Below are 20468 nucleotides of genomic sequence, written 5' to 3' on the forward strand. Positions count from 1 at the left end.
ATTTGATGCACCAGTCAGTATCACCATGAACGCCGTAACCAAAACCGAAACCATCGCCCTCGAAGCTGCCGCGCCGCTGGAAGTGGCCGACCCGACCAAGAACCTCATCTTGGTTCCGCTGTCGCAGTTGTTGCCGCGTCGTTCCAAGCGCAACGTTCGCACGACCCCGCGCCAGTCCATTCCCGAACTGGCCGCGAGCATTGCCCGCGTCGGCCTGCTGCAAAACCTCATCGTTATCCTCGCCGTCGATGGTGAGCAGTACGAAGTCGTCGCGGGCGACCGTCGCCTGACCGCGTTGAAGCTGTTGGCGAAGAAGAAGCGCATTGCCGCCGATTACGAAGTCCCGTGCCTGCTGGTGGCCGATGCGTCCGCCCGTACCGTGAGTCTCGCCGAGAACGTGCAGCGCGAGGCCATGCACCCCGCCGACCAGTTCGCGGCGTTTGCCGCACTGGTCAAGGAAGGCCGTCCCATCGAGGACATTGCAGCGGACTTCGGCGTGTCACCGCTGGTGGTGCAGCGCCGCTTGAAGCTGGCGAACGTCTCGCCGCGCCTGCTGACCGACTATCGCGGCGGAGTCGCCACGCTGGAACAGTTGATGGCCTTGACCATTACTGACGACCACGCTGCGCAGGAAGCTGCTTTCTACGGTGCGCCGGAATGGCAGCGCGGCCCATCCGCATTGCGCGAGCGCCTGACCGAGCGTGAAATCACCGCCACGCATCCGCTGGTGCGTTTCGTCGGGCTCGACGCGTACACAAAGGCAGGCGGCGGCATCCGCCGCGACCTGTTCGCGGAAGGCGATGCCGGAACCTACCTGACCGACGCAGCACTGCTGGAAACGCTGGTGCGCGGCAAGCTGGATGCGCAGGCCGAGGCCGTGCGTGCCGAGGGCTGGGCGTGGGTCGAAGCCGTAACGCAGTTGAGCCATGCCGACCGGCAGACGTTCCAGAACGCTCAGCGCCAACGCCGTGAGCCGACCGCCCGCGAAGCCCGCCGCATCGCCTCGCTGGAAAACCGTCTCGAAAAGATCGACGCCGAACTGGAAGATGCTTACGACACGGAGGACGAGGACAAGACCGCAACGCTGGAGGAACGGCGCGAGCAGGTGGCCGGGGAATTGCAAGCCATCGAAGAAGGTTTGCGCGACTACGCTCCGGACGTGCGCACCGTGGCCGGTGCCATCGTCACGCTCGACACCAACGGCGAGTCCGTGATTCATCGCGGCCTGCTGCGCGAGGCCGAGGCGAAGGCGCTGCGGACGCTGGCAAAGCTGCGGCAGGGGTTCAGCGCGGGCGGCGGCGCGAATGACGAGGAAAGCGACCACGCCGACGAAGCCGCCAAGACCGCGAGCCTGTCCGACCGGCTGGCGCAGCGATTGAGCGCGCATCGCACGGCGGCGCTGCAAATCGAAGTCGCGCAGCATCCGCACGTCGCGCTCGCCGCGCTGGTGCATGGCATGGTGCAGGCCGCCTTGCAGGATGGATACCACCGCGACGGCTTGCCGCTCGGCGTGACCCTGAAAGTGCAAGACCGGCTGGAAGGCATGGCCCCGGACCTATCGGAATCGCCTGCCGTCGTGGCGCTGCGCGAGTTGCAGCAAGTCGCAGGCGAAGCGTTGCCGGAGAACAGTGCCGAACTGTTTGCCGCGTTGCAGGCGAAGCCGCAAGATGAACTGGTGCGCTTGCTGGCCGTGTGCGTGGCGTCCACCGTGGATGTGGTGACACCGCGCGCCGCGCAGTGCCAGCCCGGCGCAGAACTGGCGCAGGCTGTCGGCTTGGACATGGCCACATGGTGGAAGCCGACCGCCGAAGGCTATTTCCGCCACATCGCCAAGCCTGCGATTCTGGAAGCCGTCAGCCAATACGCCCCAGCGCACGTTACCCGACTGTCGAAGTTGAAGAAAAGCGACATTGCCAGCGAAGCCGAACGGCTGGCGGACGGCACCGGCTGGATGCCTGCCGTTTTCCACATCGATCACGACACCGAGCCGGAAGGCGCACCGTCGTCGGACGAAACGGATACGCCGGAAGATGTCGCCGGCGAAGCAGAAGCGCACGCGCTGGCCGCGTGAGGTAGTCCCATAGCCCCGGCGCACCGCGCCGGGGCTGTTCTCAAAACCCGGGCGCGGCAGTAGCCGCGCCCGGTTTCAACGTCCACAGCAAAATCGCCCCGTCGCCGCCTTTGGTCAGGCGGCGACGGGGCGGGCGTGCAAGTGCCTTGCACGCGGTACGGCGAATCGGTGTCCGCTGGCGCGGGCAAGATTTGGATGGCGCCCCGCCACAATGGGCGGGGCTTGTGCGGGACTACGCTCCGGCTTGCTGCGGCAGGTTGTGCGAAAGCATGCCGTCCTCGACGCTGGCGGTTCGTCGCTTCCACGTCACGAAGGACGGTTCACCGACACGCCGCCCGGCCTTGCCTATGGAGCTTCCACGCCACGCTTCACGCATGAGGCCGCAAGCTGCGGCAGGGGCGTTCTCGCCTTGTCGTTGGTGGTTGGCCTTGCCCGCGGCAGGGCGCGAGCCTATGCAGCCATCATGTGGGGATGCCGAGGTCGGCCATGTCTTCTTTTGAGAGCGGGTGGCCCCTGCGTCCTTGGCTTGTCGTGAATCGTGGCGAGGGCACGGCTACGCCTTGGGCTTCATGGCTGCAACCTTCCAGCGAAAACAATTTCCCCGCCTTCTCACTGCGTTCGGCGGCTTCCTCGCGCAGCAAATTCTTTTCGCTTCCAGGTGCTTCACGGTGTTGCGCCCGCTGCGCGGTGCCGCCAGCCCAGCCCCCGCCGGCCGGTTCACAACAAGGACGCGATGGGCGCGACCTCGTTCAACCCGAAAGGAGAAACATCATGGCTAACATCGGCACCTTCACCGCAGAGAAAGACGGCTTCACCGGCACGCTCCGCACCCTGACGCTCAACGTCAAGGTCAAGCTGGTTCCTAACGACAAGGGCGACAACGAGAACGCCCCCGACTTCCGCGTGCAGGCGGCGAGCCACGACATCGGGGCGGCGTGGAAGAAAGTCAGCAAGGCCGAACGGCCTTACGTGTCCGTGACCCTCGACGATCCTTCGTTCCCGGCAACGGTCTATGCCCGCCTGATCGAGAACGAGGACGGCACGCACGACCTGATCTGGTCGCGCAGCAAGCCGCAGCAGCAGGCGGACTAATCTCAGCCATCGCGCCCCGCCCGTTGCGGCGGGAGCGCCTTCCGGCGGGTCGCGGGAAATCAGCCTGCCGCAGGTGGCAGGTCATTCAATCGGACGCGCTCGACGATCATCCGCGCGGCTTCCAGCGGCGTGTATTCATCAAGGTCCACGTAGCCGTCGATCGAGAAAGCGCCGCTCACATCTGCGCGGTCGAAGCGCATGAACATGATCGCATGATCATTTTTGTTCTTGATGATGTTGCGGATGGCCCCGCCATTCCAGGCCACACCACTCCTTACGCTCGTATTCTGCACAAAGGAAGACGACGACCAAGTCGGAATTGCTGAGATAGATGCGCTGTAACAACGTATCGAGGTTCGGACGTGCCAGTTGGGCGGTGAAGTCCTTGTCGTAGAAAATCGCATCACGCCCCAGTCTCTTCTTGACTTCCGTCGCCACGGCAGCAACGTATTCGCGCTTTTCTCCTGGGAACGACAATGCAACCCGGAATCGCATTTCTTCGACGCGACCGGTGGGGCGTCCTTCGCCGACGTAGCTTGCGTCAACAAGGCCCACCGAAGCCAGCAGTTCGAAGAGGTCTTCGTCTTTCACGGCCCAGTGTGTGCGGGACATCTCCCACCCTTGGATATCCAGCTTGACCTCCAATGGCTTCAAGCTGGAGAAGTCGAAAGCAGGAACGTTCTCGTCGAATTCATACTCAACGAGAACGCTTCGCCCGCGCTCGCGAATTCTTCGGATATACCCGACACGTACAGGCTCGTCGTCACCCTCGTATGTGAAAAGGGTTGGCAGGGACTTCAACTCTTCCTGGGCCTGGGCATCCAGCTTGGCGAAGCGCGCTTTGACGCTGTCCGCCGTGTATTCGAGGAACCTGGTTCGGTCAAATTCATACGCAGGCAAATCCCACGCGCCCTGGGCCGCCGTGACAAGTAGGTTGTACATGCTAGACCTTGTTTATTGTTGATTGCGGCTGGCAAAACCAACGGTCAGCTTTCGTCGTCGTCAGAGATCTCTTGCAGCTCTTGTCGAACCTGCGCCCATAGCTGGTCGACGTTCCGCTTGCTGTCGCCAGCGTAAGCCAAAGTCAGCAGCGTCAGCGGATGCACTTCCATGACCTCACACAACTCGGTCAGCTTGTGCATGGTCGGGCTTTTCAGGTCGCGCTCCAGCAAGCTCAGATAGGTACGGCTCGACACGTCGGAGAACGCTTCCTGGCTCAAGCCGCGCGCTTTCCTGACCGTCCGTATCGCCGTTGCCAATGAGTGCTTCGCTGCCACCGATGGTTTCCCCTAGAAAACCAAGATGACAACTGATTGCGCACTATAGGGCTACAAACTATAGTGCGCATATGCTGCTGCAGATTTCCGTATTCGTGCCTTTACGGAAATCCGCATCGACGGATTTCGACAGAATCGGGGAGCCGTATCCGTGCCTTTCCTGACCCTTCCAATTCCGCCTCTGCGTTCTTGTGCTTGTGCGGATTCGGTGGCTTGCGCATCCGTGCTTGAACACGAAAGCACGGATGCTGCTTGGCAGTTGCGTGCTTTGACGGAAAAGCGTTTCCGTGCATTCTCGGCTTTGCGGGGTTCCTGACCATGGCCGCACTGCTGACCACCGCCGACCAACGTGCGCAATTGCTTGCCAACGGTGTGGCACGTGCCGCCGGCCAAGACATTGACCCGCTGCCGGTCGTGCGACTGTTCACGCTCGACGCGCACGCGACCTGGCTGTTGGCCGCGCTCGATCCGGCCGATGGCGATACTGCCTGGGGATTGATTGACCTCGGCATCGGGATGCCGGTACTGGGAACGGTCAAGCTGTCCGACTTGGCCGGCATCGTCGGGCCGCGACAGTGGCCCATCCTGCGCGACCTGTATTTCCACGCCACAAGGCCGTTATCGGAGTACCTCCTGCTCGCGCAGCGCGACGGCTCCATCCCAGACTGACCCGGGCGAATTATGTCTTTCTCGGTCTAGTTCCAGACGGCTTCGGTCTGGATCGGCACTCTTGCACGAATCCGATGCGAGCCTGATCGAAAGAGACATGAAGCGCAGCGCGGCTTGCGGCAGGGTGTCCTGTACTGCGTGCGGTTTCCCCTGCGCAGCCGTCGCACTGGACGTTCCATGTAAAGCTTCGGAGCTGATCGATCTTGACACCCCGTACTGCACTTTGAGCTTGCGCTTCGTTGATGGCGTTTTGATTGCTGCAGCTCTCGTGTTGAATGTCCCTGGCGACGTTCCTGTTGAACAGGAGGTCGCGTCATGGCTGATCGAAGCACCGATGCCTGGTATCCCACCGCTGCGTACCTGTACGTGCTGCACCTGGACAGCCCCGCGCTGGCATGGGAGTACCTGCGTCGCCACCCCGACTACCGACGTGATTGGCTTCGCCGTCACGGGCAACCGCAGCAGGCGCAGGCTTGGGGCCTGCGCCTGCTGGAAGACCCGGCACTCGATGCGCGCGACGCACATCCGACTTGGTTTCCCGACCATGATGGCGTGCTCCAACTCTATCCGGATGCCGACCCGCCATCCGATGCGGCATGGTTCGACTTCTGGCGTATTCCTGGCCATAAGCACCTGACCCACGATGGCAAGCGCCTGGTCCTGGTGTCGCGCTGGCCGGGCTGCTGCATGCGGCTCGCGCTAGCACCGGGCTTGGCCGATGGCATGGCCTACCTCTATGCCGTTCGCGCGTGCGCCTCACCTTGCGCAAGCTACCGCACGATCACGGCCGAGCTGGACAAGCTGGCGACGGCAAATGGAGTCGCACCTGCGGCGGCGGCCCGTTCCCGGCCTGCGCCGGCCGCGCTGCTGGAACTGCACACCTTGCAGGCCCTCGACGCGACCCTCGCGGGCGCATCCTTGCGCGAAACCGCCGAAGGGCTGTTCGGTGCTGAGACCGTCGCCACCGGGTGGTACGCCGACGGCGGCCTGCGCTCGCGCGTGCGCCGCCTCGTGCGGCGCGGCCAATCGCTGATGCGCGGCGGCTATCGCCGCCTTGCACAGATCGATTGACCTGCAGAGGGTCGTTTTACCTGCACTGCAAAACGACCCTCTGCGCAACGCATCGCTATCTTGAGACTGACTCCATCCGGCTGCGCTCGTGCTGCCGGCGTTCTTGCCAGATGGAGGTTCATCCGATGCGTCCCGCTCCCTTGCGGCCTGCCGTTGCACCCGTCGCCACGCCTGCACAACCCCAACGCTACCTGACAAATGACGAAGCCGCCGAATACCTGCGGCTGTCGCCGCGCACGCTCGAAAAGCAGCGCGTCATCGGCAATGGGCCAAAGTTTCGCAAGTTCGGCCGTCGCGTCATGTACGCAGTGGCCGACCTCGATGCCTGGGCCGACCAGCGCAGCTACGAAACCACGTCCGATCCCGAATACGCCGAACACCATTCGGCCGACAGCCGTGCGCGCTGATCGTTGGCTCGTCGGTGGCCGTCCCCATGTCCAGCCCATCGCCGGAGCGGGAACAGCTCGACTTGTTCCGCGCCTTGCCGGGCGACATGGTGCCGCGCGATGCACAGGACTTGATGGCATACCCGTTTTTCTCGCTGGCGAAGTCGCGGCGCACCGCGCCAATCGACTTCCGCAGTGGGAACGTGACGATCCGTGTGGAGGGCACACAGGAGCACGGCATCGCGACCATTTGGGATGCCGACGTGCTGATATGGGCGGCCTCGCAGATTGTGGAAGCGCGCGACGCGGGCCTGCGGCCGTCGCGCCTGATGCGCGCCACGCCCTACGAGATCCTGCGCTTCATCGGGCGCGGTGTGTCGCTGCGCGATTACCAGCGCCTCAAGGCCGCGCTCGACCGGCTGCAATCGACCACGGTGGCGACTTCCATTCGCGAGACGACAGGGCGGCGGCTGCACCGCTTCTCGTGGATCAACGAGTGGAAGGAACTGGCCGACGCCCGCGGCACGCCGCTGGGCATCGAGCTGATCTTGCCGGACTGGTTCTATGCCGGCGTGCTCGACGCCGCCCTGGTGTTGACCATCGACCCGGCGTATTTCCGGCTCACCGGAGGCATCGAGCGGTGGCTGTATCGGCTGGTGCGCAAGCATGGCGGCAAGCAGCCGGGTGGTTGGCAATTCGACTTCCGGCACCTGCACAAGAAGTCGGGCAGCACGGCAAGGCCCTACGACTTTGCCTGCGACCTGCGCGCGCTGGTCGTGCGGCAGTCGCTGCCCGGCTACGTGCTCGGCATCGAGCGAATGCCGGACGACGGAACCGAGTTGCTGACCTTCAGGCCCGTGCCGCCCACGGCACGGGGATAACTGCGGGAAAACGTGTGGACGGGCTCGTGCTATCAGGCGTGCCGGGTATCGTGCTATTAGGCGTGTCCCTATCGTGCTATCAGGCGTGCGAAATCGCCGCAACGCCAATAACGGCGCGGGTTTCGGCGTTCTCTAACTTACCTAACTTAAAAACTCTAACTGGTAGTAGAAGCGCACCGCATCGGTGGACAACCGCCGAACGGCACGCGCATGTCGTCCCTTCAACCCGGAGGGACGCGCGATGATCGTTGCCTTCCTCAACCAGAAAGGTGGCGTCGGCAAGACCACGCTTGCCACGCACGTTGCCGGCGAACTGGCGATGCGCGGGCAGTCGGTCATCCTGCTGGATGCCGACCCGCAAGGCTCGGCCTTGGACTGGACACAGCGCAGAAGCCAGCAAGGCTTGCCACGGCTGTTCAGCGCTGTGGGCCTTGATCGCGAGACGTTGCACCAGGAGGCGCCGGAGCTGGCCCGTCGCGCCGATCATGTCGTCATCGACGGGCCGCCGCGCATCGCCGCCTTGGCGCGGTCCGCGCTGTTGGCGGCAGAGCGCGTGCTGATTCCGGTGCAGCCCAGCCCCTACGACTTATGGGCCTCGTCCGAGATGGTGGCGTTGATTCGAGAGGCGCAGGTGTTCCAGCCTGCACTGCGCGCGGCCTTCGTCGTCAACCGGCGCGTCAGCACCACCATCATCGGCCGTGAGGCGCGAAGCGCGCTCGCCGAACAACCACTGCCGGCGCTGCGTGCGGAAGTGCATCAGCGCATCGTGTTCGCCGACAGCGTGGCCGGTGGCCGGCTCGCACGCGAGACGGCACCCGACAGCGCCGCCGCCCGCGAAATCGCCGCGCTGACCGACGAGCTGTTTCGGTGGCCGACATGAGCGGCACACGCAGCAAGCGCATCGGTATCGGCGCGCGTCCGCCCGCGAATCCCCACGCAGAAGCGTGGGTTCGCCAGGGCGACGCCGACGGCATCCAGAAAGGCGACCTCTACACCGCACGCCTAACCCTCGACATCACGACCGCGATGCGCGCTCGCATCAAGGTGTCGGCCTTCACGCAAGGCGTGACCGTCGCCGAACTGCTGCGCGCACTGCTGGAACGAGAATTTCCGGAGAACATGCCATGAACGCACGACCTTCGGCGGCCACGGCTGCGCCGCGGCCATCGCTCGCGGTGCTCGCCGGCCAAGCCGGCGTCGCATCGCTGACGCGCGTTTCGCTCGCCTACATCGAGCAGCGCATCGACGTATATCTGCGCTTCGGCGAGCCGGCGCGCACCGTCCGGCTCGACCGCTGGCGTCGCGTTGCGGTGTTCCTGCCTCGTGCGATGTTCTGCCGCATCCACTGGCAGGCCAACGGCTACGGCACGATCCGCTGGCAGCTCATGGTCATGCAAGCCTGCACGCCGCTGGACGCGATGCAGCGCATCCCTGGCGTGCAGCCAGGCGCGCGCCTGCTGCTGCACGCCGAAGGCGAACCCGCCGTGCGCGCCGTATTGGTGCAGCTCGACACCATCGAGGCTCAGAAAATCGCGCCCGCCGACGTGTCGCCCGCGTATTGGCGCGCGCTCGGCAACCGACTCGCTGCACGTTTGCCGCTACCGACATACACCGCCGAGCGGCACGCCGCCTGGCTGGCCGGGAGGGCGCTGCCATGACGACCGTTTCCACACCTACGGTTTCATTGCGTCCTCACTCGCGCAGGCGCGCTCGGATCGTCGTGGCGACACTGGCCGCTGTAGCCTTCGTTGCGCTGGCCTGGACGTCCTTCATGTCGCCGCTGCCGCGCCTGACCTACAACCCATCCGACAGCGTGGCGATCGGCTGGTATCGCATCACACCGTTCGACACGCGCACCGCCTTGCTGCCACGTGCGTTGTCCGTGGACAGCATCGTGCTGGTGCCGCTGCCAGCCAAGGTCGGTACGCTCGCAGCGCAACGCGGCTACCTGCCGGTGCGCGTGCCGCTGCTCAAGCGCGTGGGTGCGATTGCGCCGCAGGAGGTGTGCATCGTCGGCGCTATCGTCCGCATCGATGGCGTGCCCGTGGCAACCGTCCTGCGTGCCGACCGGGTGGGCCGGCCGCTACCATCGTGGCAGCAGTGCCGCCGCCTCGAACCGGGCGAACTGTTCCTGTTGAGCTTGACCAATCCGGCGTCGTTCGACAGCCGGTATTTCGGCCCGGTCAGCGCATCCACCGTGATCGGTGTCGCGCATCCGGTCTGGCTGGAGACACACCGATGAAGACCGCCGATTCGCTGCACTTCATCGTGCCATCCGGCGTGTTCTCCCGCTGGTCGCCGCCGTGTCCTGCGAGTGCATCCGCGCCGCACGCCACGCAACATTCGGCGACGCTTTCCCCCGTGCAGGCATCTTGCCTTGAACGCGCCCGGCCGATGGCCGTGGCCGCGTTCCCCGGCGCGCGGGCTGCAAGCAGCACTGCCTCGCCGGGCCGCCGATGCCCGGAGCCACAGCGCAGGGCAAAGGCGGAATGCAAGATAAAAGGTCGCGGCACATCGCCGCTTGGAAACCTTGTCTGCACATGGGGGGAGCGCGGCACGCGCCACGGGGCGGCAGCGTGCCGCGAAGGTGCGCAACGCCGCATCGGCGTTTGCGAAAGCGCGTGCTTCGTTCGCTGGACTGCGCCGGCCTTGGATGGAGCTGCGTCATGAGCCAGCGCAAGGATCAGAACGACAGCGACCATTTCCGCGTTCGCCCCGGTGCACCCAGGCAGCGCGGCGATGCCTTCGTCAACAAGGTGCTGCGGCAGGCCAACAAGGCCGGAGCCAAGCTCGGCAAGACGACTGGCAAGGTTGGCCGGCGCCCCGGTTCCCGGCTGGGGCGCGGCCATGTCGCGGCGCGCTTTGCTGGCCGTGGACTTGGAGCGAATGCCCGGCGCGTGACGATCAAGGCCCGGCTGGTGAATCTGAAACAGGCCGGGCCACGCTCGACCGCTGCGCACCTGCGCTACATCAAGCGCGAAGGCGTCGATCGTCAGGGCGGGCCGGGCCATGCCTACGGGCCGACGACCGACGATGCCGACCTCGATGCGTTTAAGGAGCGCGGCGCCGACGACCGCCACCAGTTCCGGTTCATCGTCTCGCCGGAGGATGCCGAAGAGCTCGATGACCTGCGTACCTACACCCGGCACCTGATGGCGCGCATGGAGGCCGACCTGGGCACCCGCCTGGAATGGATCGCCGTCGATCACTGGAACACCGATAACCCGCACACGCACGTTGTCCTGCGCGGCAAGGACGAGACCGGCAAAGACCTCATCATTTCCCGCGACTACATCGCCGAAGGGATGCGCCGCCGGGCATCGGAACTGGCGACCGAATGGCTGGGGCCGCGCACCGAGTTGGAGATGCAGCACGCCAGGCAGCGCGAAGTCGATCAAGAGCGGTGGACGGGGCTGGATCGCGCCTTGCAGCGCGAGGCCGTGGACGGCTTGGTGCTGCCGGAGAGGCTGGCCGAACCCCGGTTGCAGCGCCAGCGGCAAATGCTGATTGGCCGCCTGCAACACTTGCAACGCATGGGGCTGGCGACTGAACAGCAACCCGGCACCTGGGCCATCCACGCCGACGCCGAAACCACGTTGCGGGCAATGGGCGAGCGCGGCGACATTATCCGCACCATGCAACGGGCCATGAGCGGCCAGCAGCGCGAGTTGGCCGTCTTCAAGCCCGGAGAGGATGGCCGCACCATCGTCGGCCGCGTCGTTGGCAAGGGACTGGCCAACGAGTTATATGACAAGGGCTATCTGATCGTCGATGGCACGGACGGGAGGGCGCACTACGTCGCGCTACCGCCGCGCTCGGAGCTGGAGCAGTACCCGACCGGTGCCGTGGTGGAAGTCAAAGGCTCAGCCGACGTGCGCGCCGCCGACCGCAACATCACCGCGCTGGCCGTCGATGGTGTGTACCGCGCTAATCATCATCTGGCGGTCGCGCAGGGACAGACCACACCCGGCCACGACTCGCGCGAGGTGGTGGCCGCGCATGTGCGGCGGCTCGAAGCTCTGCGCCGGGCCGGCATCGTGGAGCGTCTCGCCGAAGGCGTCTGGCGCGTGCCTGACGACCTGATCGAGCGGGGGCGTCAGTACGACGCGCAGCGCCTGGGTGGTGGCGTCGCGGTTGAACTGAAATCGCACTTGCCTATCGAGCGGCAGACTCGCGTGATCGGTGCGACCTGGCTCGACCAGCAGTTGATCGGCGGCGGCTCGGACCTGGGCGACTTGGGCTTTGGCGGCGAGGCCAAGCAGGCGATGCAGCAACGCGCCGACTTCCTGGCCCGACAGGGACTGGCCGAACGGCGCGGGCAGCGCGTGATCCTGGCGCGCAACCTGCTAGGCACGTTGCGCAACCGGGAGCTTGCGCAGGCCGCCAAGGACATTACGACTGAAACTGGCCTGGAGCATCGCCCGGTGGCCGACGGCCAGCGCGTGGCGGGCATCTATCGCCGCAGCGTCACGCTCGCCAGCGGGCGCTACGCGATGCTGGACGATGGCATGGGCTTCAGCCTAGTGCCGTGGAAGCCGGTGATAGGGCAACGACTAGGGCAGCAGCTTGCCGCAACAGTGCGCGGCAACGGGGTGTCATGGGAGGTAGGTCGGCAGCGTGGGCCATCTATCAACTAATGTGAAGGCGCCGACGACTACCGACGCCATGCGGAGTCATGTGTGCGGCACTGAGAATCCTTGTATCGCTCATTTAACTACTCTGCAGGCCGCCTATCGACGGCGTAGCGCATCCACACAACACCCGCTGCAAGGGTTTCAACGGAAAGCAGAAGCAGCGTTCGCCCAGCCGCGGGCAGTTCGTCGGCAGACGTTCCGTGGTACTCGAAGATGCTGGGGACACCGGCCAGGCCGTCGATGCCGGGATACACCAACAGGCTGATTTCATCAATCAAATCGGCCTTGAGAAACGCCCCATTGATCGTGCCGCCGCCCTCCAGAAGCACGGTTTGGACATCGAATTGACTGCCCAGCGTCGTCATGGCGGTATACAGGTCCTGGCCGTCCGCACCGGCGAACAGATAGGACACTCCATCGTCGCGCAGCTCCGCCAGATACTCGTCCGAGACCTGCTCACTCAGTATTGTCACCAAGTGATCGGACCCAACATGATCCGTGCCGTAGTGGAGCTTGCCAGCAGGATCGACGGTGACGGCGATGGCGCGCTCCCGGCGGTTCCCAATGTAGGTGCTGTGGGAGCGAGAAGTGTTGGCCACGCCATACGAGCGAGCCGTTCCGCTGACCATATCGGCCATGGTCTTGCGGCCGACGATCCACCCCTGTGCACTCATCCGCTGCGCGGCTTCGTCATAGACCTTGAGGATGGTATTTGGCTCCGCGCCCTCAGGCAGCGGTGTCCAACGATCGGACAGAAGTCGGCCGTCAACGGAGCCGATCATGTGACAGATGATTTTGGGGCGCATGTGCCTTCTCGATTCGACGGGACACGGGGTAAAGGTGTGCGTCCATCCATAGTGGGTTGAAGCAGCAGACTCGCGGGACGGCTACCGCCCGAAACCGTAGATATGTTCCGATCACAGCACGCGAACACCGATGGACAAGTGAACGACCTCGACATTCTGGCAATAAATCAGTAAGTCGATAAGCTGCTAGAATCAGAATACACCCATGAAGGAGTTTCATGAATGGCTCGTGACAACTACAGTGGTCTGCTCGCGTTCGTGACCGTTACCCGCGAAGGCAACTTCACGCGCGCGGCTGCTCGATTGGGTGTCTCTCAGTCGGCGCTGAGCCATAGCATCCGAACGCTCGAAACCAATGTTGGCATCCGACTGCTGACACGCACAACCCGCAATGTCTCGCCTACGGAGGCCGGTGAGCGGCTGTACCGGAATATCTCGACGCAGATGGCCGAGATCGACACGCAAGTCCAGGCGTTAAGCGAGTTTCGGGACAAGCCCAGCGGAACCATCCGCATCACAGCGACGGACTATGCGATCAAGTCGATCCTTTGGCCGAAACTGCTGAAGTTCCTCCCCAAGTACCCGGACATCAAGGTCGAACTAGTCAATGACTACGCCATGAGCGACATTGCGGCCGATCGGTACGACGCGGGCGTGCGATTCGGTGAGTCGCTGGCGCAGGACATGATCGCGGTTCGGGTCGGCCCTGACATGCGCTTCGCTCTGGTGGCAACGAAGGGCTACTTCGCCAAGAACCCGCCCCCCAAGACGCCGCACGATCTGGTTCATCACCGATGCGTGAACCTGCGCCTGGCGACGCATGGCGGCTTGTACGCCTGGGAGTTCAAGAAAAAGGGAGGCCGGGAGTTCACGGTTCGCGTCGATGGCCAACTGGTCGTCAACAGCATCTATGAAGTTCTCGATGGGGCGCTGGCCGGATTCGGACTTGCCTATGTGCCAGAGCCCATGGTGGAACCGCATGTTGCCAAGGGGCGCCTCGTGCGCATCCTTGAAGAATGGTGCCCTCTATGGTCGGGGTATCACTTGTACTACCCCAGCAGAAGGCAGCCCTCGCAAGCCATGAAGCTCCTGATCGAAGAGTTGCGATACCAGCTTTAATACACCCGTACGGTCATGCGACGGCCGGACGTTGCATCAGGCGAACAGCGATGCCGGCGGTGCAGAGCACGACAACCGCGCTGGCGATAAAGACCGCGCCCAAGCCCTCCTGCCCGGCGATCCAGCCCAGGGCAGGGCTTCCAATCGCCATGGCTACATCAAGAAACGCCGTATAGATGCCCATGGCAATGCCACGATTCTCCGGCGACGTTCCCCGCACGGCTTCCACGCCCAGACCTGGATAGACCAGTGAATAGCCAAAGCCGGCGATTGCTGCACCAGCAGATGCAATCATGGGGTTGCGGGCGAGCCACATGAACACAAGGCCGGCCGTCTGTACGAGCACGAACGCCAGCGCCACCTTCGCCCCGCCGAACCTGTCGGGCAGGTGTCCGGCGATCATGCGCGACACGATGAGGGCCGCACCAAAGGCCGTGAAGGCAAGCCAGATCGGTTGCCAGTGCTGCTCGGCGTAGAACAACGAGCTGAACGCCAAGATGGCGCAGTAGCCGATGCTAGCCGTGGCGGCACCGAGGCCCGGCAACCACACGGAGCCCATCACTGACATCAGGGCGGAATTGGCCTTGTGCGGGTGCGGCGGCAGGGCCGGCAGGCGCCACAGGCCGGCAAGCACGAGAAGCGGCAACAGCGTCGTCACGAGCGCAATCGAGGTGAAGCCAAAGGACGAGAACATCATGGTGCCGAACGGGCCGCCGAAGGCCATGGCGGCGAACATCGCCGTCCCGACCCAGGCGATCACCTTGCCTGCGTGGCCCTTATCGACCAAGCCGAGTCCCCAACTGACGCCGCCGGTGATGATGAAGCTCTCTGCGCCGCCGAGCAGCGCGCGGCCCACCAGCAGGATCGAAACCGACACCACGGGCATGCTGACGAAGGCCAGCGACAGCAGGTAGAGCAGGCCCGAGACCGCCGCCGCAATGAGGCCGGTGATGACGCCACGCTTGGCGCCGTATTTGTCCGAGAAGGAGCCTGCCCATACGCGGGAAACGAGCGAGGCGGCGAACTGCGCGCCGGCAACCAGGCCGACCACAAAAGTGCCATAGCCGAGGTCGCTCCTGACGTGCAGGGGGAGCACCGGAAGCGCCAGACCGATGATGAGAAAGCCCGCCAGCACCGCGGCCATGATGGGCCAAAGGACGCCGAGGACCGAGGAACTGGATGAATCCGATGGATGGGGTGTGCTGTGCGTCATTGAAAGATCCCTGAATGCGGTGCGGTCAAGCCCAATGCCGTTGGCTGCGACAACCGTTCAGCCAATGCGTTGACCATGGAGCTCGTAGCGAACCCTGCTGCAAAGCGAGGCAGTGCGAGAGACTGCTGCCATGACGCATATTGTTGCGACGGTCGGACTATTTGAGAAGATGGCATAGTCTGAAAGCAGCCATGAGGGATTTTCATGATTTCCTGGGGCACTCCTGTCGCCCCATGGATTCGCCAGCGTGTCGAACCAGGTTCAAGGGATGAACCGCGACCCGAATTGAATCCTGCGCGCTGAACGGCAAACGGCCTGCGCGGACTGCGCCGCCAGGCCGTCATGGTCGGCAGCGCAGAACGCTGCGCTTGGATCAATCCTTCAGAAGCTCGAACGTGACGTCGGTGTTACCCGTGCGTCCGAGCACTTCCACGCCGGCGTCGATGCGTCCGACCTTCTGCAAGTCGCTGATGCGCTCGCCGTTCTGCGCGTACATGATGACGAAGCTGTGGCGCGGCGCCCAATAGACGATCTCGCCGACCTCGTAGCCGCTAGTCCGTTTCTCGTTGGCGGGCAACGCCTCGGGGAACCGATAGACCAGCTCGCGCGAGTACAGATCCAGCATCGGCACGGTCAGCGGAAACTTCGCCACGAGCGCCCGCGTGGTGGCGTTGTCGATGAACGTCGCCGTGAGCATGTGCTTGCCCGCCGTCACCTTGACCTTGATGCCACTGCCGCCACCACCTTTAGCGGCCATGACCGACATCGGCAGTGCGGCCATGAGCGTCATCGCCAGCATTTTCATTTTCAGCATTGCCCTGCTCCTGAGTGAGTTTGCCGGCCCAGGCGGCTCCTGGAAGTGCCGCCTGGTGCGTCGCTGGCTTTACGCGGCGCCGCCGAGATGTTGGTTGAAAAACGCGGTCAGCTTCGCCCAGGGAATGATCTCGGTGCGGTCGTACAGGTCGATGCGGTTGGCGCCCGGGATGACGACCAGTTCCTTCGGTTCGGCGGCGATCTTGAACGCGGTCTCGGTGTAGCCGCGCGACGGTGCGATTTCGCCGACCACGAATAGGATCGGGCGCGGCGAAATGGCCTCGATGCCATTGAACGGGTAGTAGTTCATGAACTTCGCATAGGTCGCCGGGGTCGTCCTGCGGTCGTTGGAGGGCACCTTGCCGCGCGCAGTCTCATAGAAGTCTCGCGACTCCGCCGCTTCCAGGAACACGGGATCGTTTTGGCCCGGGCCGTAGATGGGCTGGCCGGTCTCGAACTCCTTCCAGCGGTTTGCCGCCGCGAGTTGGAGATCATTGCTGCGCGTTTCCAGCGTGCGTTCGCCCTTGATTCCCGTGCGGTAATACTCGCCCATGTCATACATACTTACGGTGGCGACAGCCTTGATACGCGGGTCGATCTTCGCCGCCGCCAGCGAGAAGCCGCCGCTGGCGCATACGCCGATCACGCCGATATTGTCGCGGGCCACGAAATCCCGCGTGCCCAGGAAGTCCACGGCTGCGCTGAAGTTCTCGACATAGACGTCGGGCAGCACGGCTCCGCGCGGTGTGCCGGCACTCTGCCCCCAATAGGACTGGTCGAACGTCAGGGTCACGAATCCTTGTTCGGCCATCTTGGTGGCGTACAGGTTGGCGGCCTGCTGCCGGACCGCACCGTAGGGGTGGCCGACCACAAGGGCAGGAGACTTCTTGCTCCGGTCCAGGCGCTTGGGCGTGAACAGCGTGCCGACGACTTCCAGGCCGTAGGCGTTCTTGTAGCGAACCTCCTGGCTGTCCACATCGCTGCTCTTGTAGAAATTGTTCGCGCCGCGAGACATGTCGGGGCCAGCCGCGTAGGCAATACCCGGCCCGCCGGCCAGCGCAACAGCGGCCAGGGTGGCGCCACCGGCCAGCACCTTACGGCGTTCCGGCGATTGCAGATCGGGTTGATCGAAAGTGGTGTTGGTATGGGACATGGATAGTTTCCTTTCAGCGATGACTTGTTTGATCAGTCGATGACACGAGCATCAGCGTTCGACTCGCCAGCTTGCGCCAGCAGCGCGAGGACGCTCGCGTCGAACGCGGCATCGCGCGCTTCGGACATCAACGCGGCATGGCGCAGGGCTGATTCCGCCTGGCTCACCTTTGCACTGCGCATCCGGTCGAGCGTGAACACGAAATCGTTGTTGCCCTGCGCCTTGTGACAGCCCATGCAGCGGCTCACGTTCTCCGACCGATTGACGGTGCGGTCAGGCTGGAAGGACTGAAACTCCCAGTCGCCATTCCGCACGTCCTGGGCATACCGCTCGCCCCAGCCCGTGCGCTTTTCCATGACGATGTAGCGAAACAGGCGACCGTCGCGATAGTCCTCCATCGTGATGATGGTGCCGCTGGGCAGTGGCTGGCCCTTCTTCGCGGCCTCGATGGCTTCGCGGTTGGCGTAGATTTCTTCCCGGATGTTGCCGCGCTCAACGGTGGTGTAGTGGATGCCGTCCTTGTAGTTCGCGGGGAACGCCACGCGGTCGTTGCCCTGCGCCAACGCGAAGGTGGCTGCGGCAGCCGTCGTCACAAGAGCTGCGGACATGATGGCTCGCATCTTCATGCTGGCACTCCTTTCTGATCCGATTGCTGATGCGGTTCGTCAGCGGGGACGCTTGGCGAACACGTCCTTGACCACCGGCATGGCGGAGAACACGTTCGGCCAGCCGGCGTAGTAGGCCAACTGCGTCAGGGCTTCGGAGACTTCGCCTCGGGTCAGCCCGTTGTCCATGGCCTTGTTCAGATGCACCGGGACCTGGGCTACCTGGCCGACGGCGATCAGCGCGCTCACCGTGACCAGGCCACGGTCGCGCGGGCTCAGGCCGGGGCGTAGCCACAGGTCGCGGAACAGCACGTTGGTGGTGGCTTCCACCACGCCAGGGGCCACGGCGCCGAAGTTCGATTGGACACGCTCTGCGCGGGCAGCTTCGGACTTCTCATCGAGTGGCAGCAGCCCGCCCTGAGCGGCGGGCAACTGGCTGGCGTCGATGCCGTGCTGGGCAAACACGGCCTTGGCCGCCGGCACGGCGCTCATGGCGTTGCCCATGCCCGAGTAGAAGGCTAGGTGCGTGATGATCTCGGACACCTCGCCGGGCTTGACGCCGTTCTGCAATGCCAACTCGATCTGGTTGGCCAACTCGTCCTTTTGGTTACGCGCGATCAGCGTCGTCAGGGTGACGATGCTGCGGTCGCGGCGTGACAGGCCAGGCCGATTCCAGAGTTCGGCGTCGATTGTCTGGCTGGTGAAGCGAGCCAGTCCCGGAGAGACGGCGCGGATATCCTCCACCGACGGACCCGTGGTGCGGGATGTGGGCTTAATCATGGATGTTCCCTGCGTACTGGCGCATGCCGAGAGCAGCAGCGCAACGGCGATGGTGGAGACGGTGGCGAGCAGACGGCGCGATTTCATGTCGTTGCCTTTCATCAAACGGATCGGAACGGCGCGATCACGGTTTGTGATAGTCGGTGTCGCTCACTTGCTCCATCCACGTGACGTTCTTGCCGTCGTGGTAGGGCGTGATCCCGATATGGCTCATGCTGGTCTTGTCGGTCGCGCCATGCCAGTGTTTGACGCCTGCTGGAATCCAGATCGCATCGCCAGCCTTGATTTCCTGCACGGCCTGGCCTTGCTGCTGAATCCAGCCCTTGCCGGCCGTCACGTACAGCCATTGGCCTGCGGGATGCGAGTGCCATGCGGTGCGGGCGCCAGGCGCGAAGCTGACCAGGCCCGAGCCGAAGGAGGCCACGCTGCTCTTGGTGGTCAATCCGTCCAGCAATACCCGGCCCTCGAACTGCGAGGAATCGGCATTGCGCGTCGGGGTCGAACCGTTCGCGTTGATCTCGATGTTTTGTGCCTGAGCAGACACGGCAGTGACAGAGGCCGCAATGCCGGCACTCGCCAAAAGTTTCTTCATAGCGGTTCCTTCCAAGACGGGTTGCAAGTGGGTCAGCTCTCGCTCAACAACCGATAGAGCCGTAGCGCCGGAAGTGGCTACATGTGCCCGTCGAAAAACAGGGCATCAGAGCGCGGGGCCGAGGTTGAGCAGCGTTACGGAAGAGCGACCGCATCCTGCTTCACTCCGACACGAACCGATCAAGTTCCGACGGGGGCTGGGAGGGGATTGAGGGAGCTATACGTTCGGAAGTCTGGCAGAGAAATTACCCTCTGTTAACGGCCGAAATACGAATGCAACCATGAGGAGTTTTCATGAATCTAGCCGCTTTGTCGGAAGTCTATCGATAGTTGGGCCGACTGAAAATCTGAGCGGTCAGTACTGCATGCCAGTGGCTACGCTGCCTGCGATGACGCAGGTGCATCGGTCATGAGGTCTTCTCATGACTGCAAGATTATTTTGGCTATTTACGGGTGAAAACGGACGTACTGTAATGAAGGTATCCCCAACTCATGGAGGCGTTTATGAACAATAGCTTTGCGGGCAAAGTCGCACTGGTCACAGGCGCGAGCGCGGGTATCGGCCTAGCCACCGCGAAGGCGTTTGCAGAGGCCGGCGCGCGCGTTGTCCTGGCAGCCCATGACAAAGACAAGCTGGAAGAAGCGGCGAGCACGCTGAGCAAGGTAGGACACAAGGTGCTCGCCATCACGTGCGACGTCGCCGACGAGGCGCAGGTTAAGGCGATGGTCGAGCAGACGGTCCAGCAGTTCGGTCGCCTCGATGTCGCCTACAACAATGCCGGCATCCAGAGCCCGGTGGCGGAGACGGCAGATGCGGATGGCAAGGAGTTCGATCGCGTCCAGGCCGTGAACCTTCGCGGCGTTTGGAGCTGCATGAAGTACGAGCTGATCCAGATGCGTCAGCAAGGCAGCGGCGCCATCGTGAACTGCTCCTCCATGGGCGGCTTGATCGGCATCGCCGGGCGCGCTGCCTACCACGCTTCCAAGCATGGCGTGATCGGCCTGACCAAGAGCGCTGCCCTGGAGTACGCGGCACGAGGCATCCGCATCAACGCTGTCTGCCCCGGGATCATCGAAACGCCCATGGTGCGCCGCATGCTAGAGACGGAATCCGAGGCCATGGACATTCTGATGAAGGATCAGCCCATCGGGCGCCTGGGCCGGCCCGAGGAAATCGCTTCGGCGGTGCTCTGGCTGTGCAGTCCAGGGGCCAGCTTCGTCATCGGCCATGCGCTCGCTGTCGATGGCGGGTACACCGCACGTTGAGAGCCGCGTGCGACCGGGTTATCACGAAGGTTCGCGCATGC

Annotated in this window: 23 protein-coding genes; 13 read left to right on the forward strand and 10 right to left on the reverse strand. The window is 63.9% G+C overall.

Annotation, left to right across the window (positions count from 1 at the left end; all coding sequences use genetic code 11):
- The first annotated feature begins 25 nt into the window (after positions 1-25).
- Positions 26-2071, forward strand: coding sequence for a ParB N-terminal domain-containing protein (locus tag QFZ94_RS19810; protein ID WP_429458932.1), 2046 nt, complete (start codon positions 26-28; stop codon positions 2069-2071).
- A gap of 771 nt (positions 2072-2842) precedes the next feature.
- Positions 2843-3163 carry a DUF736 domain-containing protein gene (locus tag QFZ94_RS19815; protein WP_429458934.1) on the forward strand — a complete coding sequence of 107 codons (321 nt, stop codon included), beginning with the start codon at positions 2843-2845 and terminating at the stop codon, positions 3161-3163.
- A 59-nt stretch (positions 3164-3222) separates the two neighbouring features.
- On the opposite strand, the gene QFZ94_RS19820 is transcribed toward QFZ94_RS19815, so the two are convergent.
- Genes QFZ94_RS19820 through QFZ94_RS19830 form a run of 3 tightly spaced genes read right to left on the reverse strand, consistent with a single transcriptional unit; the run spans position 3223 to position 4440 of the window.
- Positions 3223-3429 carry a hypothetical protein gene (locus QFZ94_RS19820; protein ID WP_429458935.1) on the reverse strand — a complete coding sequence of 69 codons (207 nt, stop codon included), beginning with the start codon at positions 3427-3429 and terminating at the stop codon, positions 3223-3225.
- Positions 3380-4105: a hypothetical protein gene (locus QFZ94_RS19825; protein WP_429458937.1), complete on the reverse strand. Its 726-nt coding sequence runs from the start codon at positions 4103-4105 to the stop codon at positions 3380-3382. The genes QFZ94_RS19820 and QFZ94_RS19825 overlap by 50 nt, the downstream gene beginning before the upstream one ends.
- A 44-nt stretch (positions 4106-4149) precedes the next feature.
- The gene (locus tag QFZ94_RS19830) at positions 4150-4440 is read right to left on the reverse strand and encodes a helix-turn-helix domain-containing protein (protein ID WP_429458939.1); all 291 of its coding nucleotides are present in this window, start codon (positions 4438-4440) and stop codon (positions 4150-4152) included.
- A gap of 318 nt (positions 4441-4758) precedes the next feature.
- Here QFZ94_RS19830 and QFZ94_RS19835 point away from each other — a divergent pair, with 318 nt between their 5' ends.
- The 9 genes from QFZ94_RS19835 to QFZ94_RS19875 all read left to right on the forward strand — a co-directional run bounded on the left by QFZ94_RS19835 (position 4759) and on the right by QFZ94_RS19875 (position 12084).
- Entirely contained in the window at positions 4759-5109 is a 351-nt protein-coding gene (locus QFZ94_RS19835) for a DUF2958 domain-containing protein (RefSeq protein ID WP_325753677.1), read from the forward strand.
- A 315-nt stretch (positions 5110-5424) separates the two neighbouring features.
- Positions 5425-6180 (forward strand): DUF2285 domain-containing protein, encoded by a 756-nt coding sequence (locus QFZ94_RS19840; protein ID WP_429458941.1) that lies wholly within the window; start codon positions 5425-5427, stop codon positions 6178-6180.
- A 125-nt stretch (positions 6181-6305) separates the two neighbouring features.
- Positions 6306-6587 carry a helix-turn-helix transcriptional regulator gene (locus QFZ94_RS19845; protein WP_174926520.1) on the forward strand — a complete coding sequence of 94 codons (282 nt, stop codon included), beginning with the start codon at positions 6306-6308 and terminating at the stop codon, positions 6585-6587.
- Between the two features lie 26 nt (positions 6588-6613).
- Positions 6614-7447 carry a replication initiator protein A gene (locus QFZ94_RS19850; protein WP_429458943.1) on the forward strand — a complete coding sequence of 278 codons (834 nt, stop codon included), beginning with the start codon at positions 6614-6616 and terminating at the stop codon, positions 7445-7447.
- A gap of 241 nt (positions 7448-7688) precedes the next feature.
- Positions 7689-8327 carry a ParA family partition ATPase gene (gene parA / locus QFZ94_RS19855; protein ID WP_429458945.1) on the forward strand — a complete coding sequence of 213 codons (639 nt, stop codon included), beginning with the start codon at positions 7689-7691 and terminating at the stop codon, positions 8325-8327.
- Positions 8324-8575 (forward strand): chromosome partitioning protein ParB, encoded by a 252-nt coding sequence (locus QFZ94_RS19860; protein ID WP_429458947.1) that lies wholly within the window; start codon positions 8324-8326, stop codon positions 8573-8575. The genes parA and QFZ94_RS19860 overlap by 4 nt, the downstream gene beginning before the upstream one ends.
- Positions 8572-9105: a DUF2840 domain-containing protein gene (locus tag QFZ94_RS19865; RefSeq protein WP_429458949.1), complete on the forward strand. Its 534-nt coding sequence runs from the start codon at positions 8572-8574 to the stop codon at positions 9103-9105. Before QFZ94_RS19860 ends, QFZ94_RS19865 begins: the two co-directional genes overlap by 4 nt.
- Entirely contained in the window at positions 9102-9689 is a 588-nt protein-coding gene (locus QFZ94_RS19870) for a S26 family signal peptidase (protein ID WP_429458951.1), read from the forward strand. Before QFZ94_RS19865 ends, QFZ94_RS19870 begins: the two co-directional genes overlap by 4 nt.
- Before the next feature lie 424 nt (positions 9690-10113).
- Positions 10114-12084 (forward strand): relaxase/mobilization nuclease domain-containing protein, encoded by a 1971-nt coding sequence (locus QFZ94_RS19875; protein WP_429458953.1) that lies wholly within the window; start codon positions 10114-10116, stop codon positions 12082-12084.
- Positions 12085-12161: 77 nt separating this feature from the next.
- Here the strand turns inward: QFZ94_RS19875 and QFZ94_RS19880 are convergent, their stop codons facing one another.
- Positions 12162-12887 (reverse strand): dihydrofolate reductase family protein, encoded by a 726-nt coding sequence (locus QFZ94_RS19880; RefSeq protein ID WP_429458955.1) that lies wholly within the window; start codon positions 12885-12887, stop codon positions 12162-12164.
- Between the two features lie 222 nt (positions 12888-13109).
- Between QFZ94_RS19880 and QFZ94_RS19885 the strand changes: the two genes are divergently transcribed.
- On the forward strand, positions 13110-14006 hold the full coding sequence (locus tag QFZ94_RS19885; protein WP_429458957.1) for a LysR family transcriptional regulator: 897 nt from the start codon (positions 13110-13112) through the stop codon (positions 14004-14006).
- A gap of 13 nt (positions 14007-14019) precedes the next feature.
- Here the strand turns inward: QFZ94_RS19885 and QFZ94_RS19890 are convergent, their stop codons facing one another.
- The 6 genes from QFZ94_RS19890 to QFZ94_RS19915 all read right to left on the reverse strand — a co-directional run bounded on the left by QFZ94_RS19890 (position 14020) and on the right by QFZ94_RS19915 (position 19162).
- The gene (locus QFZ94_RS19890) at positions 14020-15219 is read right to left on the reverse strand and encodes an arabinose transporter (protein WP_429458959.1); all 1200 of its coding nucleotides are present in this window, start codon (positions 15217-15219) and stop codon (positions 14020-14022) included.
- A gap of 373 nt (positions 15220-15592) precedes the next feature.
- Complete coding sequence (locus tag QFZ94_RS19895) at positions 15593-16033, reverse strand: cyclophilin-like fold protein (protein WP_429458961.1); 441 nt, start codon at positions 16031-16033, stop codon at positions 15593-15595.
- A 69-nt stretch (positions 16034-16102) separates the two neighbouring features.
- Entirely contained in the window at positions 16103-17185 is a 1083-nt protein-coding gene (locus tag QFZ94_RS19900; RefSeq protein WP_429458963.1) for an alpha/beta hydrolase, read from the reverse strand.
- A 32-nt stretch (positions 17186-17217) separates the two neighbouring features.
- The gene (locus QFZ94_RS19905; RefSeq protein WP_429458965.1) at positions 17218-17811 is read right to left on the reverse strand and encodes a cytochrome P460 family protein; all 594 of its coding nucleotides are present in this window, start codon (positions 17809-17811) and stop codon (positions 17218-17220) included.
- Between the two features lie 39 nt (positions 17812-17850).
- Positions 17851-18672: a carboxymuconolactone decarboxylase family protein gene (locus QFZ94_RS19910; protein ID WP_429458967.1), complete on the reverse strand. Its 822-nt coding sequence runs from the start codon at positions 18670-18672 to the stop codon at positions 17851-17853.
- Positions 18673-18694: 22 nt separating this feature from the next.
- Positions 18695-19162: a (R)-mandelonitrile lyase gene (locus QFZ94_RS19915; protein ID WP_429458969.1), complete on the reverse strand. Its 468-nt coding sequence runs from the start codon at positions 19160-19162 to the stop codon at positions 18695-18697.
- Between the two features lie 503 nt (positions 19163-19665).
- On the opposite strand from QFZ94_RS19915, the gene QFZ94_RS19920 reads away from it, so the two are divergent.
- Positions 19666-20427, forward strand: coding sequence for a glucose 1-dehydrogenase (locus tag QFZ94_RS19920; RefSeq protein WP_429458971.1), 762 nt, complete (start codon positions 19666-19668; stop codon positions 20425-20427).
- Positions 20428-20468 lie beyond the last annotated feature (41 nt).

Origin of the sequence: Paraburkholderia sp. JPY465 (assembly GCF_050436725.1) — a bacterium.
Lineage (GTDB): Bacteria > Pseudomonadota > Gammaproteobacteria > Burkholderiales > Burkholderiaceae > Paraburkholderia > Paraburkholderia youngii.

Excerpts from the sequence above, each read along its gene's own strand:
- QFZ94_RS19810 (WP_429458932.1), top strand. The coding sequence starts at position 26 with ATGAACGCCGTAACCAAAACCGAAACCATCGCCCTCGAAGCTGCCGCG.
- QFZ94_RS19815 (WP_429458934.1), top strand. The coding sequence starts at position 2,843 with ATGGCTAACATCGGCACCTTCACCGCAGAGAAAGACGGCTTCACCGGC.
- QFZ94_RS19825 (WP_429458937.1), bottom strand. The coding sequence starts at position 4,105 with ATGTACAACCTACTTGTCACGGCGGCCCAGGGCGCGTGGGATTTGCCT.
- QFZ94_RS19835 (WP_325753677.1), top strand. The coding sequence starts at position 4,759 with ATGGCCGCACTGCTGACCACCGCCGACCAACGTGCGCAATTGCTTGCC.
- QFZ94_RS19840 (WP_429458941.1), top strand. The coding sequence starts at position 5,425 with ATGGCTGATCGAAGCACCGATGCCTGGTATCCCACCGCTGCGTACCTG.
- QFZ94_RS19845 (WP_174926520.1), top strand. The coding sequence starts at position 6,306 with ATGCGTCCCGCTCCCTTGCGGCCTGCCGTTGCACCCGTCGCCACGCCT.
- QFZ94_RS19850 (WP_429458943.1), top strand. The coding sequence starts at position 6,614 with ATGTCCAGCCCATCGCCGGAGCGGGAACAGCTCGACTTGTTCCGCGCC.
- parA (WP_429458945.1), top strand. The coding sequence starts at position 7,689 with ATGATCGTTGCCTTCCTCAACCAGAAAGGTGGCGTCGGCAAGACCACG.
- QFZ94_RS19860 (WP_429458947.1), top strand. The coding sequence starts at position 8,324 with ATGAGCGGCACACGCAGCAAGCGCATCGGTATCGGCGCGCGTCCGCCC.
- QFZ94_RS19865 (WP_429458949.1), top strand. The coding sequence starts at position 8,572 with ATGAACGCACGACCTTCGGCGGCCACGGCTGCGCCGCGGCCATCGCTC.
- QFZ94_RS19870 (WP_429458951.1), top strand. The coding sequence starts at position 9,102 with ATGACGACCGTTTCCACACCTACGGTTTCATTGCGTCCTCACTCGCGC.
- QFZ94_RS19875 (WP_429458953.1), top strand. The coding sequence starts at position 10,114 with ATGAGCCAGCGCAAGGATCAGAACGACAGCGACCATTTCCGCGTTCGC.
- QFZ94_RS19880 (WP_429458955.1), bottom strand. The coding sequence starts at position 12,887 with ATGCGCCCCAAAATCATCTGTCACATGATCGGCTCCGTTGACGGCCGA.
- QFZ94_RS19885 (WP_429458957.1), top strand. The coding sequence starts at position 13,110 with ATGGCTCGTGACAACTACAGTGGTCTGCTCGCGTTCGTGACCGTTACC.
- QFZ94_RS19890 (WP_429458959.1), bottom strand. The coding sequence starts at position 15,219 with ATGACGCACAGCACACCCCATCCATCGGATTCATCCAGTTCCTCGGTC.
- QFZ94_RS19895 (WP_429458961.1), bottom strand. The coding sequence starts at position 16,033 with ATGCTGAAAATGAAAATGCTGGCGATGACGCTCATGGCCGCACTGCCG.
- QFZ94_RS19900 (WP_429458963.1), bottom strand. The coding sequence starts at position 17,185 with ATGTCCCATACCAACACCACTTTCGATCAACCCGATCTGCAATCGCCG.
- QFZ94_RS19905 (WP_429458965.1), bottom strand. The coding sequence starts at position 17,811 with ATGAAGATGCGAGCCATCATGTCCGCAGCTCTTGTGACGACGGCTGCC.
- QFZ94_RS19910 (WP_429458967.1), bottom strand. The coding sequence starts at position 18,672 with ATGAAAGGCAACGACATGAAATCGCGCCGTCTGCTCGCCACCGTCTCC.
- QFZ94_RS19915 (WP_429458969.1), bottom strand. The coding sequence starts at position 19,162 with ATGAAGAAACTTTTGGCGAGTGCCGGCATTGCGGCCTCTGTCACTGCC.
- QFZ94_RS19920 (WP_429458971.1), top strand. The coding sequence starts at position 19,666 with ATGAACAATAGCTTTGCGGGCAAAGTCGCACTGGTCACAGGCGCGAGC.